This window comes from Raoultibacter phocaeensis (genome assembly GCF_901411515.1).
Taxonomy (GTDB): Bacteria; Actinomycetota; Coriobacteriia; order Coriobacteriales; family Eggerthellaceae; genus Raoultibacter; species Raoultibacter phocaeensis.
Genome location: NZ_CABDUX010000002.1, coordinates 560,999 through 576,841 on the forward strand (window position 1 = coordinate 560,999; position 15,843 = coordinate 576,841).

Consider the following 15,843-nt stretch of genomic DNA (forward strand, 5'->3'; position numbering starts at 1 on the left):
TGCGCCGATGCCGCTTTGTCGGCGCAAAGACGGGGGTAAGCGCGCAGCTGGGAACTGCGCTCTGCATTCCTGGTTTGCCGGGGTCCGGCGAAAAACATGGAAGTGGGATGAATGCTGATGAACACGTTGTATGGGGAGATCGAATCGAGGCGTGCATCGATTCTCAAAGCCTGGCGGGCCAGCTTCGGCACCGAATCCCAGGCAAGCGGGTTTGCGCCGAAAAAAGGCGACAACCGATTCACCGATTCTCTTGGTTACCTGATCGACGAGAGCACAAACGACGCCCTTACCTGGTTGGTGAGGGGCGGCGGTAAGGAAAGCATTCCCGAGACGCTCGTCGACCTGTGCCGTTTGAAGGCCGTCCAGGAAGCGAGCCCGTCTGCCGCATTCGGGTTCATCTTCGATCTGAAGCGCGCCATCCGCTCGACGTGCGGGGGCGCCGCGCTCGCGAGCGGAACCGAGTTCGTGCAGGTAGAAGAGCGGATCGACGAGCTCGCCCTGTTCGCCTTCGATTGGTATTCGCAGTTCAGGGAGAAGATCTACCGGATCAAATTCGACGAGATGCAGAGAAGCGAGGGGCTCATGCAAAGAAGACGGACCGCGAAACGCGGCGAATGCGAAAGAGAAGCGGTATGAAGATAGTCATTCCTTTGGCGCTCACGGTTTTCTTAGCGCTGATCGCATGGGTGGGCACCGAGGTACTCGGCCTGTACGCCCTGTTCGGCATCGTCATACCCTACGTTGCCGTGGTAAGTTTCGTCGGCGGATTCGTCTACCGCCTCATCGTGTGGGGCCGGTCGGCCGTGCCGTTTCGCATTCCCACCACGTGCGGGCAGCAGAAATCGCTTCCGTGGGTCAAACAGAACAAGATCGACAACCCCTCATCGTCGGCCGGCGTCGTCGGCAGGATGCTGCTCGAAGTGCTCGTGTTCCGCTCGCTGTTCCGCAACACGAAAACCGAAAAGCGCGGCGAGGCGTTCGGCGTGGGCTCGGCGAAATGGCTGTGGCTCGGAGCGCTCGTATTCCACTGGTCGATGCTCGTCATCGTGCTGAGGCATCTGCGCTTCTTCCTCGATCCCGTGCCGGCTCCCTTGGCGGCAATCGAGGGCATGGATTCGTTTTTGCAGGTCGGCTTGCCGCTGCTCTACATCACCGACCTTCTGATCGTGTCCGCGCTCACGTTTCTGTTCATACGGCGCGTCGTCGTTCCGCGCGTGCGCTACCTTTCGCTGCCCAACGATTACTTCCCGCTGTTTCTGCTCATCGGGGTCGTCGTCGCAGGCATTGCGATGCGCTATTTCTTGAGGGTCGATATCACCGCGGTGAAGGAGATGGCCATGGGGCTTGTGACGTTGCACCCGGTTGTCATGGACAACGTCGGTTCGATCTTCTACGTCCATCTGTTCTTGGCAAGCGTGCTTGTGGGGTACTTCCCGTGGAGCAAGCTCATGCATGCGGGCGGGATCATCCTTTCTCCGACGCGCAACATGGCCAACAACACCCGCATGGTGCGCCACGTCAACCCGTGGAACCCCGAGGTCGAGGTGCATACGTACGCTGAGTACGAAGAGGAATTCAAAGACAAAATGGTGAAAGTCGGATTGCCGCTGGATGCGGAGTGAGGGCTATGGCAAACCAAGTGAAACAAGACGAGCTGCTCGATTTCTCCTTCGACGTTCCGGCTGCGAAATGGACGGATGTGCCGGTGGAGTTCAAGCCGGGCATGTACTGCCACGGAGCGAAGCCGAAGAACCTCGAGATCGTCGGTCTGCCGAACGGACACGACTGGTCCGTGACCGATGAAGATTGGCATCTGCCCGAGGGGTGGAAGGAAACCGTTCTGAACGGCATGCAGGACCTCATGAAGAAGTACCGATCGTTTCGGCTGTTCATGGACGTGTGCGTGCGCTGCGGCGCCTGCGCCGACAAGTGCCATTTCTACCTGGGTTCGGGCGATCCAAAGAACATGCCTGTTGTGCGCGCCGAGCTCTTGCGGTCGGTGTACCGCCGCTACTTCACCACGTCGGGCAAGCTGTTCGGCGAGCTGGTGGGTGCGCGCGACCTCACCGAAGAGGTGATCAAGGAGTGGTACGCCTACTTCTTCCAATGTACGGAGTGCCGCCGGTGCTCGGTGTTCTGCCCCTACGGGATCGACCAGGCCGAAATCACCATGATGGGCAGGGAGCTCTTGAACCTGCTCGGCCTCAACACCGAGTGGATCGCAGGGCCTGTTGCCAACTGCTACATGAAGGGCAACCACGTGGGCCTCGAGCCGCAGACCATCATGAGCAACATCGAGTTTCTCATGGAGGATCTGGCCGATATCACGGGCAAGGAGTTCAAGCCCTCGTTCAACCGGAAGGGTGCCGAGATCCTGCTCGTCGTACCCTCCGGAGACCTGTACGCCGAGCCGGGAACGTATACGTTCATGGGCTACATCCTTCTGCTCGAGCATCTGGGGCTCGACTACACGCTGAGCACCTACGCTTCGGAGGGCGGCAACTTCGGCTTCTTCACGACGAACGACATGGCGAAGCGACTCAACGCGAAGATGTATGCCGAGGCCGAGCGCTTGGGCGTCAAATGGATGCTCGGCGGCGAGTGCGGCCACATGTGGCGGCTCGTGAACCAGTACATGGACACGTGGAACGGGCCGGCCGATTTCCTCGAGGTGCCGGTATCCCCGATCACGGGCACGAGGTTCGAGAACGCGCGTTCCACGAAGATGGTCCACATCACCGAATTCACGGCCGACCTGCTCCACCACGGCAAGCTCAACCTCGACCCGAGCAGGAACGACCACCATGTGGTGACCTACCACGATTCCTGCAACACGGCGCGCGGTATGGGGTTGCTCGAGGAGCCGCGCTTCATCATCAACAAGGTGTGCAACCACTTTCACGAGATGCCCGAAGAGACCATCCGCGAGAAGACGCTGTGCTGCGGCAGCGGCGCCGGGCTCAATGCGGGCGAGAACATGGAGATGCGCATGCGGGGCGGGTTCCCGCGCGCGAACGCGGTGCGCTACGTGAGGGACCGCTACGGCGTGAACACGCTCGCCAACATCTGCGCGCTCGACCGCGCGTCGTTTCCGGCGCTTATGGATTACTGGGTTCCCGGAACCGAGGTTGCGGGCGTGCACGAGCTTTTGGGCAACGCGCTCATTCTTGACGGCGAGACCGAGCGCACGCTCGACTTGAGGCTGCGGGAGATTCCCCAGAAGCCCGCTGCGCCCGGGGACGAGGGTGCAGGCGATTGCCCAGAGCAGGGGGGAGACGAGCATGTATAAGGGAGGAAGGATCATCCTGTTCGCGGTGCTGTTCTGCCTCGTGGCGCTTTCGCCGTTTCTCGTGAATGCGTTCTCGGCATCGGCAGGACCCGAGGTGAGCACCGATACGCCCGTTATCAACGAGCTAAAAGCCAAGGAGTGCGTCGCGTCGACCGAGTACATGAAAGACTCGCATATGCAGCTGCTCGACCAGTGGCGAAACGACGTCGTCCGCGAAGGCTCGTACGAGTACGAAAGCGCGTCCGGGCAGATATACGAGAAGAGCCTCGACGAAACCTGCCTCGAGTGCCACTCGAACCGCGAGGAATTCTGCGACGCGTGCCACTCGTATGCGGGAGTCGAGCTGTACTGCTGGGATTGTCATGACAACGCCGGATCGTGAGCTGGTTTAGGATGTGCGGTTCAGGGGTGACGAGAGGAGTCGGGGACCGGTTATGAAAAGACGCGATTTTCTGATAGCGGGTGCCGCTTTGGGCGCTGCCGGGCTCGGCTGCCTTGCAGGATGCAGCGCGCCTGAGGCCGATGCCGCCGCTGCAGATTCAGGAGGCGTGGCTGGCAGGCATTGGGGGTTCGTGATCGATGTCGAGAAGTTCAACCGCGACGCCGATATGGAAAAGATCCGCACGGCGTGCCATAGCGCCTACAACGTTCCTTCGATCGATGATTCGAAGGAAGAGATCAAATGGATTTGGGAGGAAAGCTTCGAGCATGCGTTTCATGAGGTGAGCGGCGAGTTCTTAACGAGCGAGATCAAGGAGTCGGGGGTTCCCGTGCTCTGCAACCACTGCGAGGAGCCTCCGTGCGTGCGCGTGTGTCCGACGAAGGCCACGTTCAAGCGCGCCGACGGCATCGTGGAGATGGACTACCACCGCTGTATCGGCTGCCGGTTCTGCATGGCCGCCTGCCCCTACGGTGCGCGCAGCCTCAACTTCAGCGATCCGGCCGATCACCTCGACGCGGTCGATCCCGGCTATCCCACGCGGATGAGGGGCGTCGTTGAGAAATGCATGATGTGCGCCGGGCGCATCGACAAGGGCGAGATGCCCTTGTGCGCAGAGGCGTCGAACGGCTCGATCCTGTTCGGCGATTTGAACGATCCCGAATCGGAGGTGAGAAAGGTGCTCGATAGCTCCTTCTCGCTGAGGCGCAGGGCGTCGCTCGGTACTGGCCCGTCTGTCTACTACGTGCTCGGGGGAGGCGAACAGCATGCTTGAGAAAGCCTTGCGGGGTTCGAGGGGCTACCTGCTCTGGGTCGCCGTTTTGCTCATCGCCATAGCCGTCGGCGTGGCCGCCTATGCCAACCAGATCCAGAACGGCTTGGAGCTGACGGGCATGAGCCGCGATGTTTCCTGGGGGCTCTATATCTCCCAGTTCGTGTTTCTTGTGGGCGTGGCCGCTTCGGGCGTCATGGTGTCCATCCCGCACTACCTGCACCACTACAAGGAGTACGGAAAAATCGTCATCATCGGCGAGTTCATGGCGGTTGCCGCCGTGCTCACGGCCGTTCTGTTCGTGGTCGTCGATCTGGGCCAGCCCATGCGCGTGCTGAACGTGATTTTGTTCCCCACGCCGTCATCGATCCTGTTCTGGGACATGCTCGTGCTTTCGTCATATCTGATCGTCAACCTTGTGATCGGCTGGACGATGCTCAATGCGGAGAAGAAGGGCTTTCCGCCCCCGAAGTGGACCAAGATCTTGAGTTATGTCGCGATTCCTTTGGCCATCGGCATCCATACGGTAACCGCGTTTCTGATTTCGGGGTTGCCGGGAAGGGATTATTGGCTTACGGCCATTATGGCGGCGCGCTTTCTGTCATCTGCGTTCGCCGCGGGTCCGGCGGTGCTCATCATCTTGTGCCTGATCCTCAAGAAGGCGGCCTCGTTCGACGTGTCTGCGCGCGCCATCGACTCGCTCGCGAAAACGGTGTGCTACGCCATGATCGCGAACGTGTTCTTCTACGTGCTTGAGCTGTTCACCGCGTTTTACAGCAACATGCCGGGGCATATGGCGCCGTTCGAATACCTGTTCGCCGGGTTGAACGGGCACGGACAGCTCGTGCCTGTCATGTGGATCGGCGCGCTGCTCGCGTTCATCGGCATAGGGCTTTTGCTGGTCCCCCGTTTGCGACGCACCTACAAGGTGCTCGTTCCCGCGCTGCTTGCGGTGTTCTTCGCCTGCATGATCGATAAGGGGCTCGGCCTCGTGCTAGGCGGCTTCGTGCCGAATTCGTTCGAGCAGGTGGTCGAGTACACGCCCCATATCAACGAGATCCTCGTCATCGTGGGTGTGTACGGCATAGGGCTTTTGGTTCTGACGGTTCTGTGCAAGGTGGCCGTGGGTGTACGGGCGGAAACCAGGGGGAAGGCCGAAAGCGTTGACGGGGGCGAGCCCCTCGTCGTGCGCGAAGAACCGGCCGCATAACGGTAATGCATGGGTCGACTGACTGATCAGCGACTGGGCATAGTGGCATGAAGAAACGATTAGAGGAGGTACGACATGGCTGATTTGGTGGTAGGAGATCGCACGCTCGCTCTCGACGAGGACGGGTTTCTCGAAGATGCAAGCGAGTGGGACGAAGAGGTTGCGGCGAAGCTTGCGGAAACCGAAGAGGTAGAGCTGACGCCCGAGCACTGGGAGGTCATCAACTACCTGCGCGGATACTACGCCGAGTTCGGCGTGGCCCCGATGGTGCGCAAAATGCTGCGCGACACCGGCAAGACGAATGCCGAAATCTACGAGCTGTTCCCGAGCGGCCCGGGCAAGGGAGCCTGCAAGATCGCCGGTTTGCTCAAGCCGACCGGCTGCGTGTAGGAAGCGCTTCGGGTACGCGTTTGATGCGCGGCCTGGAAGGATACACCATGCGAGGGGACGAAAAAGCATCGAGTGCGGCGATTCCCCGCATCATGATCGCAGCACCCCATGGGAGAAGCGGTAAAACCGTTATCACCTTGGGGCTGCTGCGCGCCTTGCGGCGGCGCGGGCTTCTCGTGCAGCCGTTCAAGAAGGGTCCCGATTACATCGATCCCGGCTGGCATGCTGCTGCGGTCGGCGGGGTGAGCCGTAACCTCGACCTCTTCTTCATGAGCCCCGCCCAGATACGGGAGGTCGTTTTCGAGTGCGCCTGCGGCTCTGACGTGGGTGTGATCGAGGCGGCCATGGGGCTCTTCGACGGCCTTGATGTCGAGGGGAGCGGCTCGTCGGCGAAGATCGCCTGCGAAACGGCGACGCCTGTGGTGCTCGTCGTCGATGTGACGCGTATGACCAGGACGGCTGCTGCGCTTGTGCTGGGATGCCAGACGTTCGATCCCGCTGTTACGATCGCGGGCGTGATCCTCAACAAGGTGCGCGGAAAGCGCCAACGCGATCTTGTGACTGAGGCGATCGAGCGGTACTGCGGCATACCCGTTGTCGGGGCGGTGCCGAAAGACGCGCTGATGACCGTGCCGGACCGGCATCTGGGGCTTGTGACGAGCGCCGAGTCGGCCGAGCGCGATCGCGTGCTCGACGGGATCGCCGAGGTGATCGAGGCCTCCGTCGACCTCGACGCCGTGCTGGCCATCGCTCGCGCAGCCGAGCCGCTTGCCGGGGAAGGCTTCGGCGGTGGTGCCGGTGCGGTGGGGGAGCGCGGGCGGCCTGGTGCGGCCAGCGCCCCCGATTGCGCACGGGAGATGCATGCTCCGGCGGCCCCTGGGCAACCTTGTGCGACCAGCGCTGTACCCCCCGAGCAACCCTGTGCGACCATCGCCGTGATGCGCGACCAGGGGACGCACGCTGCGGCGACTCCCGAGCAATTGTGCGCGACAACCGCTGTGCCCCCCGAGCAATCCCGCACGACCATCGCCGTGATGCGCGACCAGGTGTTCTCGTTCTACTATCCCGAAAACCTCGCCGCGCTCGAGCGGGCCGGTGCGCAGCTTCGGTTCGTGCAGAGCCTCGGCGACGAAGCACTGCCTGAAGAGGTCGACGGACTCTACATAGGGGGCGGCTTTCCCGAGGAGTTCGCCGCCGAGCTCGAGGCGAACGAAGCGTTGCGGCGAAGCATCCGCAGCCGTGCCGAGGCCGGTTTGCCGATATTCGCCGAATGCGGCGGCCTCATGTATCTGGGGCGCACGCTTCGCTGCGGCGACGCTGTGTTTGAGATGGTGGGGGCTCTCGGATTGGACACGGTCATGCACGACCGGCAGACCGCGCACGGCTACGCGCAGGGTGTCATCGAAGAGCCGTGCGCCTGGCTTTCGCCGGGTACCGTGCTCGTCGGGCACGAACACCACCACTCCCAAGCGGTGAACCTCGATCCCGACCTGTGCCTTTCATGCAACCTTGGGCGCGGGAACGGCATCGCCGAAGGCCGTGACGGCGCGTGCGCACACACGGTCGTGGCCGGGTACCTCCACGTGAACGCTCTCGCATCGCCCGGATGGGCCCCGAGCTTCGTTGCCGCAGCGCAGGCGTACCGGGAGCGGAAGCGTAGGTAGTAGGGCTCGGTATGCTGCGCTTGGCGGACTTCGAAGGTTTGCAGGCGCTCGGACTCCCGACCCGCACCCGATCCGTCCTCGCCGGGCGATCCTCTTGGCAGGGATCGTGCCATATGGCACGATTGTGGTCCCGCTATCCTCGTTCATTTCGGCAAGCGAGGAATCGTTTTCGCATAACACCTGATCAGATCGGTATCATTTTTCTCAAAGGATATTATTCTTCATTACGGACCATGCCAAATGGCATGATGTTTGTTCGAGGCGGAGCTCGGCTTTTAAAGGCTATGATCGATAAGAATCGGATATGCCCTTAAAAAGCGGATGTAGCCATAAAAAGCGCATATACCCTCAAAAAGCGGCGGCCACCTTTGGTGCACGCTTTCCGACCTTCAGTACACGTTTTCCGATGAAGTGTTGCGTTTTTCAGGCCCTCGGGAAGGGATGCAAGACCCGGAAGCGGCACCCGTGGGAAGCTCGAATCGGCGCGAGCCGATGATCAGGCGTTATAGCCGAAGCGAAAGCAGCCGCCGCCGAAGAGGGATCCCGGAGCGCAACACTTGGCGAGAAACTGTGTATTTGGAAGGCACCTCGCTGTCGAACCGGGATGGACACGATCTGCGGAGCGCCTCACGGCGATCTGATGCTCGAGTGCTCCGAGTGGGCGTATGCCAATCCTGATTGACAGCGGACGAGGCCTGCTTGGGGCTCGGCGATGCCGCTGCGACCTTCCGAAGTTCCCGAAATGTGAAGAAACTGTGGATCCCGTCAATTCCGAGCGTTTTGCTGTATAAACCGCTGATTTAAGCTGGCGGTGCGGCGTTTCGTTCGGAGAAAACTCAACTTCAAATTTAACATCCCAGGTTGCATGCGGCGGAAGCACCCGATAGCGGCTGCGGCAAACCCCTTGAAATGCGTGCTATGCTCACTAAAATGGTCATCATTAACGCGCAGAGCGTCTAGCTGGCGACCAAAAAATAAAGCGTAAACGTTGCAGGGGGATGTTCTCTATGAAACCGAATACGATGGGAAAAGCTCTAACGGGAAGGGCCGCTCGGTCCGTTCTGTCGGTTGCGCTCGCCTTCGCCCTCGTGACGACATCCGTCCCGCTGGCGATTGCTGATGAGGGGGCATCCGGCGCGAATGACGCTGCGCAAGCGGAGGCAAGCGAAGCCCAGGGTGCGAAGAAGCCAGAAACCACCCTGCCCGCAGACTGCATTTCCGAAGACGTTGCCCTGCCTGAGGCCGAAGCTCCTGCCGATCGCGTGTTCAAAGACGTCGAGATCGCGCCGCCTGAGGCGCCCGAAGGCCCCGGCGAATCCGGGGCGAAAGCGCCTGCTGTGCCGAAGGCAGCGGCTGACGTGCCGCTTGCGGAGAAGAACCCGAAGCCCGCAGTGGGCACGCTTGTGTTCGACGGCTTGGAATACGAGCTCAACCAGGACGGCGAGACCGTGACGCTCGTCGGTTTCCACGGAGATGCGCCGAGGGGCGATCTGGTGATTCCCTCAAGAATTAAATCGGGCGAAGACGAATACTCTGTAACCCGCGTAGAGTTTCGGGGGGGGGCGTATATTTCCCTGCGCCTGAGGTAACGTCCGTTTCGATACCCGCCACCGTCTGCGAAATCGATACGGAATCGCTTTCGGCTCTCGACGGCTTGCAATCCGTGCACGTCGATTCGAAGAGCGAGGGCTACGCATCCTACGACGGGATGATTTTCGGAAAGGACCTCTCCGAGCTCTTGTTCGTACCTGCGGGCAAAGCGGGCACGGCGAATCTTCCCAACGAGGCAGCCGCCGTATCCGCTGCGGTTTTCTCCCGGGCCGGCGCGCTTTCGGCGATAGCGGTCGGCGAAGGCAACGCCGCGTTCTCGTCGGTTGACGGCGTTTTGTATACCAAGGATAAGAGGCTGCTCGTCTGCGGTCCGGCCGCTGGCGGCGATGCGGTGGCGTTGCCCGTCGAGACGCGCGAGATCGGCGAAAGCGCTTTCGCGCAGGCGGATCCTGCGTCCATCGTCGCTCCCGGCTTCGTGGAAACCATCGATTCGTCGGCGTTCTCGGACAAGACGAAGGCCAACGCGTGCGTCGCCCTTGCCGCAGGCGATTCGTACGATGAGCGCAAGGCCGTCTGGGAGGCCGCCGGGTTTTCGCGATTCGCCGAGCCTGCGCGGCCGGGCGAGACCGTTACCCCCGACGGGGAAGAAGAACCAGCGGCTTCCGGCTTCGCTTTCACGCTTCTCGATGACTACACGTTGGCCGTGTCGTGGCAGGGCAGCGAAGCCCCCGATGCGGATATCGAGATACCCTCGTCGGCTCGGGTTGGCGGCGTGTCCTACCGCGTGACCGCCGTTGCGCCCGACGGGTTCGCGGGACTGCCGATCGCCTCGGTGATAATCCCGTCATCCGTGTCGACGATCGAAAGCGGCGCGTTCTCGGCGTGCGGGAGCCTGGCTTCGGTCACGTTGCCTGAGGGTTTGGCGAAAATCGGTGAGCGCGCTTTCGAGGGCACTGCGGTAACGAACCTCGTTTTGCCGACATCGCTCGTCTCGGTGGGCGAGCGCGCCTTCGCCGACTGCGCTTCGCTTGCGCGCGTGGTCGCGCTTTCCGCCGTACTCTCCGTAGCCGCGAGCGCGCTCGCAGGATGCTCGGGGGTCTCGGTCTATTGCCCGTACGAGGAATCGGGCGCGTATCCCTGGAACCCCGGCATCGTTGCGGGGGGCAACCATGTGATGCCCTACGGCCTTTCCCTGGCAGGCGAGCCGCTTGTTGTGGAAACGGACGAAGCCGCTGACCTGTTCGAAGGCGGCATGTGCGAAGCGCCCGAGGGTGCCGAGCTCGCATACGCCTACGCCGCGTCGTTCATGTCGGTAGAAGGCGGAACCGTGACCGGCAAGAGGGCCGGTGCCGCCGACGTTACCGCCGTGCTTACGCTCGACGGGATTGAGCTCGCCCGCGCATCGCGCACGGTCGAGGTGACCGGTGCGCCCGCACGGGAAGATGCCCCCGAGGTGTCGGTCCCGCACCTGAGTCTCGACGTCGCTCTGGCCCCGGCATCCGCCGACGAGCCCGCCCCCGCGGCCGCCGACATAGCGAGCGGCGAATGGGGACGCTGCACGTGGGTCATCGATTCCGCGGGGAAGCTGACGATCTCACCGACCCCTGGGCAGTCGGGCGAGCTCGCGTCGTTCGCATTCAATGGCTCTGCGCCATGGTTTCCCCACGTGACCGAGGTAACTTCCGTTTCGATCATCCCCGGCGTGCGCGCGGGTTCGAGCCTGAAGGGTGCGTTCGTCAATTGCGCATCCCTGACCTCCGTCGACCTCTCGGGCCTCGACGCCTCGCGGGCGACGGACCTGTCCAGCATGTTCCAGGGCTGCTCCAAGCTGGCCTCCCTCGACCTGACGCCCCTCGCCGCCTCGAGGGCGGAGAACCTGTCCGGCATGTTCTCCGGCTGCTTATCCCTGACCACCCTAGACCTGACGCCCTTCGCCGCCTCGCGGCCGACGAACCTGTCCTGCATGTTTCAGAGCTGCTCCAAGCTGGCCTCCTTCGAGCTGCCCGACGGCTTCGCCTCTGCCGCCACGTACGTAGATAACATGTTCTACGGCTGCAACTCCCTCTCGGACATCCCCTCGAACCTTTCGTTCGGAAGCGCCGCTTCGATCCCGGCAAACTGCTTCAAGGTGACCTCGGGAGCTCCGCTGCGGACCGTGTACAAGGGGTCGGACGCGAAGATCCACGCCTACGACTGGGCGGCGGCCGGCCGCGCGTTCGAGGGGGCCGACGGGTTCTCGGGCGGCTGCTCGTGGGCCATCGACGACGCGGGAGTCCTGCGCATCTGGCCCACCGACGGCGCATCGGGCGAGCTCACGTCGTTCGCTGATTACAACGTCGTGCCCTGGTATTCCCGCAAGGCCGAGGTGACCTCCGCCTCCGTCGCTCCCGGCGTGCGCGCGGGTTCGAGCCTGAAGGGCATGTTCTACCAATGCTCATCCCTCACCTCGATTGACCTCTCGGGCCTCGACACATCGCAAGCGACTAACCTGTCCCAGATGTTCTACCAATGCTCATCCCTGGCCTCCCTCGACCTGACGCCCCTCGCCGCCTCGCGGGCGACTAACCTGTCCGGGATGTTCCGCGACTGCTACTCCCTGGCCTCCCTCGACCTGACGCCCCTCTCCGCCTCGCGGGCGACTAACCTGTCCCAGATGTTTCAAAGCTGCTACTCCCTGGCCTCCCTCGACCTGACGCCCCTCTCCGCCTCGCGGGCGACTAACCTGTCCCAGGTGTTCTACCAATGCTCATCACTGGTCTCCCTCGACCTGCCCGACGGCTTCGCCTCGGCCGCCACGAACCTGCTTTACGCGTTCTCCGACTGCAACTCCCTCTCGGTCATCCCCTCGAACCTCTCGTTCGGAAGCGCCGCCTCGATCCCGGTCGGCTGTTTCAGGGTGACCGCGGGGGAGCCGCTGCGGACCGTGTACAAGGGGTCCGACGCGAAGATCCACGCCTACGACTGGGCGGCGGCCGGCCGCACGTTCGAGGGGGCCGACGGGTTCTCGGGCGGCTGCTCGTGGGCCATCGACGACGCGGGCGCCCTGCGCGTCTGGCCGACCGACGGCGTGTCGGGCGAGCTCGCGTCGTTCGCCTCCGTGACGTCCGTGCCCTGGCACCTCCGCAGGGCCGAGGTGACCTCCGCCTCGGTCCTTCCCGGCGTGCGCGCGGGTGCTGGCCTGGTCGGCATGTTCCTTAACTGCTCAGAACTGGCCTACCTCGACCTCTCGGGCCTCGACGCCTCGCAGGCTACGGACCTGTCTACCATGTTCCGCAACTGCAGATCCCTTACCTCCCTCGACCTGACGCCCCTCGCCGCCTCTCGGGCTGGGAACTTGTCCAACATGTTCAACGGCTGCTCCGAGCTGGCCTCCCTCGACCTGACGCCCCTTGGCAACTCTCAGGCGACGAACCTGGCCAGCATGTTCCAGGGCTGCTCCAAGCTGGCCTCACTCGACCTGACGCCCCTCGACGCCTCGCAGGCGTTGTACCTGACCGAGATGTTCCTACGCTGCTCCAAACTGACCTCCCTGAAGCTCCCCGACGGCTTCGCCTCGGCCGCCACGTCCGTGAACGCCATGTTCTCAGGCTGCAACTCCCTCAAAACCATCCCCCCGAACCTCTCGTTCGAGAACCTCGCCTCGATCCCGCAGGGCTGCTTCTCCTACGCGGGCTCAACCCCGCCGCTTTCGACGCGCTACGAGGGCGACGACCCCAAGCTCAAATCCTACAACTGGGCGGCGGACAAACGCACGCTCGACGTCGAGCACGTCGTGTCCTTCGATGCGGGCGGGGGATCGCCCGAGCCCGCCGGCCAGTCCGTCTGGACGGGCGATCTCGCGACCGAGCCCGAGGCTCCGAAGAGGGCGGGCTACACGTTCGCGGGCTGGTGTTCGGACGCGGCGCTTGCCTCGCCCTACGACTTCTCGTCTCCGGTAACGTCCGATCTCACCCTCTACGCCAAGTGGACGCTCGTGATATCGGGCACGGTGCCGCTCAACGCGACCTTCTCGGTGGAATCGTCTGGTTCCGTTGCCGAGGTTCCCTGCGAGATTACCTCGACGTCGGCGGGCCCGCTCAAAGTGGTGTCGGTGGTGTGCGCCGAGGAGGCGGGGGCGGCGGAGGTGTTCCCCGATGCGGCCGAGCGCGCGCAGATCGCCGTAACGCTCAAACCCGGGGCGGCGAGCGCGGTGCAGCTTGCGCTTGGCGGCACCTTGCAGGAAGGCGGGCTTTCCGGATTCGCCATCGAAGCGAACGGGAAGCTGCCGCTTGCGCTGGGACTCTCCCTTCCGAAGGGCATCCGCATCGAGCCCACCGGCACCGACGCCGATCCCGATGCGACGAAGGCCTTCGCGAAGCTCGTCTACACCGTCGCACCTGCCTAAACGCAGTGCGACGCACATGCCCGACCGAACCGTACGAACCTAAGGAACAGCAACCATGAAACTTGAGGAACTGCCGACCATCGACAACGCAGACCCGGTAAACGGCCGGGCGAAACCAGACCCCCGGGAGCGGGGAGGGGTTGCACCGGGAACAGGAAGCCCGGCCCCGAAAAAGCGGCGTGTGCTCGTAGCCATTGCAGCAGTGCTGGTGCTGCTCGCGGCCGCCGGCGCAATCTGGCTTCTCGCAGGCGGCGCGCCCGACGATTTCTTCGACGCCGACGCCCAGTCGGGGCAGGCTCCCTACAAGACGCAGGAGGAGATCCAGGCCGAGCTCGACCGCGTGGTGGAGGAGGGCATGTTCAACATCTCCATCGCGAGCCTGATCGAGTTCGCCGACGGGACGTCCCCCGGCACCGCCTACATCGAGAACGTGCCGGGCAACCGCTACCTCATGCAGGTGACGATCTCGCTCGATGACACGGGCGAGGCGGTGTACGAATCGAAGGCCATCAAACCCGGCAGCTACATCGAGAACGTCGCCCTCGCAACCGACCTCGAACCCAGCGACTACCCGGCCACGGCCACCTTCGCCGCGCTCGACCCCGACTCCCGCGAGGAGATCGGCCGCGCTGCGGCGAAGGTGACCCTGAGCGTGAGGGGGTGATCCGCACGGCATCCATAGGTGATCGGGGCGGTTGACCGCGCGGCGCGGCATTCCGCATATCGATAGCACGGACAGAGAACGCAACGACTAAGGAGGAACCGACATGAAGAAGACCAAGACAACCCTGACGGCGCTCGCGCTTACTGCGGCGCTTGCGATGGCGGCGGCACCGGCCGCGCTCGCAGCCGACGCATCCGTAAACGAAACGGGCTCCATCGCATCGGACGGCACCGCATCCACCACGCTCAACGTGTACGCGACCGCATCGCAGATCCAGGCGACCATCCCAATCGACATCACCATCGTCACCCCTGCTGCGGGCGGAACCATCACCGCGCCCTCGGCCAACGCCTACAAGATCGTCAACAACAACACGACGACCGACCTGTACGTGAAGTCGGTCCAGGGCGTGAACGCCAACGGCTGGAATGCCGTTGACACCCTCACGTCGCCTGCCTCCGGCATGGCCGCCACTACCGGCGAGCTCAAGATGACGGTCAAGGCGGGCGCTTCGAACCCCCTTGCCATCGCCGCGGCGGCAACCGCAGTGCCCGAGCAGGCCAAAGAGTACTTCAAGGTTCCGGCGAAGGGCGAACTCGGCCTGACGCTTGCGGGCGAGAGCTCGGTTAAGACGGAGCTGACGGCCGACAGCACCTATCCCGCCGTCAAGATCGCCTACACCGTGGCCGTACCCACCGCGTAAACGCGGCAACCGAAAGCGGCAGCGTGCAATCAGCCGAACCCGGGCAGCCTCCTGCGCGAGGCTGCCCGCCCTGCGTGCCCTTCGCCATCCCGCGCACGGCACGCACCGAGCGCCCTGCGCGCGACGCCCAGCAACCGCCCGCGCGCCCGACCCGCGCATGCGGCAAGCCCATCCGAGAAAGAAGACCATGCAAGCACCCGAAGAACGCCACGCAGAAGAAAGCCTTCCGACGCCGATGCCTGATCCCGGGGCAGCGTCGCATGCCCGCGCGAGCGCCAAAAAGCCCGCGAGCTTCTACCTTGCCATCGCGCTTTCCGCACTCGTCTCGATCGCCCTTCTCGGCTTTCTGTGGTTTTCCACCCGCGACGAGGGCCCCGCGCGCGATCCCAACGCGGCGCTCGGGCAGCTCGAGGGGAAGACCCAGGAAGAGATCCAGGCCGAGCTCGACCGCACGGTGGCCGAGGGCATGCTCTCCATCTCCATCGCCTCGTTCGTGGAGTTTTCCGACGGCTCATCGGAAGGCGAGGTCAAAATCGAGAACGCTCCGTCGAACCACTACCTGATGAAGGTTCGCATAACGCGCGACGACACGGGCGAGACCGTCTACGAATCGGGGATCATCGAACCCAACCGCCACATACAGAAGGCGAAGCTCGCCGTCGACCTCGATGCGGGCGAGTATCCGTGCACGGCCGTGTTCGACGCGTACGACAGCGAGACGGAGGAGCCCGTGGGCCAGGCGGCCGCGAAGCTCACGATAGCGGTGAAGGCGTAAAC

Annotated in this window: 13 protein-coding genes; all 13 read left to right on the top strand. The window is 63.3% G+C overall.

The features are described 5' to 3' along the window. The first annotated feature begins 117 nt into the window (after positions 1-117). The 13 genes from FJE54_RS10225 to FJE54_RS10285 all read left to right on the top strand — a co-directional run bounded on the left by FJE54_RS10225 (position 118) and on the right by FJE54_RS10285 (position 15,841). On the top strand, positions 118-636 hold the full coding sequence (locus FJE54_RS10225; protein WP_180326692.1) for an RsbRD N-terminal domain-containing protein: 519 nt from the start codon (positions 118-120) through the stop codon (positions 634-636). Further along, positions 633-1,622 carry a sulfate reduction electron transfer complex DsrMKJOP subunit DsrM gene (gene dsrM, locus FJE54_RS10230; RefSeq protein WP_139652684.1) on the top strand — a complete coding sequence of 330 codons (990 nt, stop codon included), beginning with the start codon at positions 633-635 and terminating at the stop codon, positions 1,620-1,622. The genes FJE54_RS10225 and dsrM overlap by 4 nt, the downstream gene beginning before the upstream one ends. 5 nt (positions 1,623-1,627) lie before the next feature. Next, a complete protein-coding gene (gene dsrK, locus FJE54_RS10235) occupies positions 1,628-3,289 on the top strand; it encodes a sulfate reduction electron transfer complex DsrMKJOP subunit DsrK (protein WP_139652685.1) in 1,662 nt (553 codons plus the stop codon). Continuing rightward, positions 3,282-3,671, top strand: a complete 390-nt coding sequence (gene dsrJ / locus FJE54_RS10240) for a sulfate reduction electron transfer complex DsrMKJOP subunit DsrJ (protein ID WP_139652686.1) — start codon at positions 3,282-3,284, stop codon at positions 3,669-3,671. The genes dsrK and dsrJ overlap by 8 nt, the downstream gene beginning before the upstream one ends. A 52-nt stretch (positions 3,672-3,723) precedes the next feature. Continuing rightward, complete coding sequence (gene dsrO / locus FJE54_RS10245; RefSeq protein WP_139652687.1) at positions 3,724-4,503, top strand: sulfate reduction electron transfer complex DsrMKJOP subunit DsrO; 780 nt, start codon at positions 3,724-3,726, stop codon at positions 4,501-4,503. Further along, on the top strand, positions 4,496-5,710 hold the full coding sequence (gene dsrP / locus FJE54_RS10250; RefSeq protein WP_139652688.1) for a sulfate reduction electron transfer complex DsrMKJOP subunit DsrP: 1,215 nt from the start codon (positions 4,496-4,498) through the stop codon (positions 5,708-5,710). The genes dsrO and dsrP overlap by 8 nt, the downstream gene beginning before the upstream one ends. Positions 5,711-5,785: 75 nt before the next feature. Beyond that, positions 5,786-6,100 (top strand): TusE/DsrC/DsvC family sulfur relay protein, encoded by a 315-nt coding sequence (locus FJE54_RS10255; RefSeq protein ID WP_139652689.1) that lies wholly within the window; start codon positions 5,786-5,788, stop codon positions 6,098-6,100. Positions 6,101-6,147: 47 nt separating this feature from the next. Continuing rightward, positions 6,148-7,764, top strand: coding sequence for a cobyrinic acid a,c-diamide synthase CobB (locus tag FJE54_RS10260; protein WP_180326693.1), 1,617 nt, complete (start codon positions 6,148-6,150; stop codon positions 7,762-7,764). Between the two features lie 1,022 nt (positions 7,765-8,786). Continuing rightward, positions 8,787-9,353, top strand: a complete 567-nt coding sequence (locus tag FJE54_RS10265) for a hypothetical protein (protein WP_180326694.1) — start codon at positions 8,787-8,789, stop codon at positions 9,351-9,353. A 74-nt stretch (positions 9,354-9,427) separates the two neighbouring features. Continuing rightward, the gene (locus tag FJE54_RS10270; RefSeq protein WP_139652692.1) at positions 9,428-13,699 is read left to right on the top strand and encodes a leucine-rich repeat protein; all 4,272 of its coding nucleotides are present in this window, start codon (positions 9,428-9,430) and stop codon (positions 13,697-13,699) included. Between the two features lie 55 nt (positions 13,700-13,754). Beyond that, entirely contained in the window at positions 13,755-14,363 is a 609-nt protein-coding gene (locus tag FJE54_RS10275; RefSeq protein WP_139652693.1) for a hypothetical protein, read from the top strand. A gap of 103 nt (positions 14,364-14,466) precedes the next feature. Beyond that, the gene (locus FJE54_RS10280; protein WP_139652694.1) at positions 14,467-15,066 is read left to right on the top strand and encodes a hypothetical protein; all 600 of its coding nucleotides are present in this window, start codon (positions 14,467-14,469) and stop codon (positions 15,064-15,066) included. 187 nt (positions 15,067-15,253) lie between these two features. Next, entirely contained in the window at positions 15,254-15,841 is a 588-nt protein-coding gene (locus FJE54_RS10285) for a hypothetical protein (RefSeq protein ID WP_139652695.1), read from the top strand. Positions 15,842-15,843: the final 2 nt, after the last annotated feature.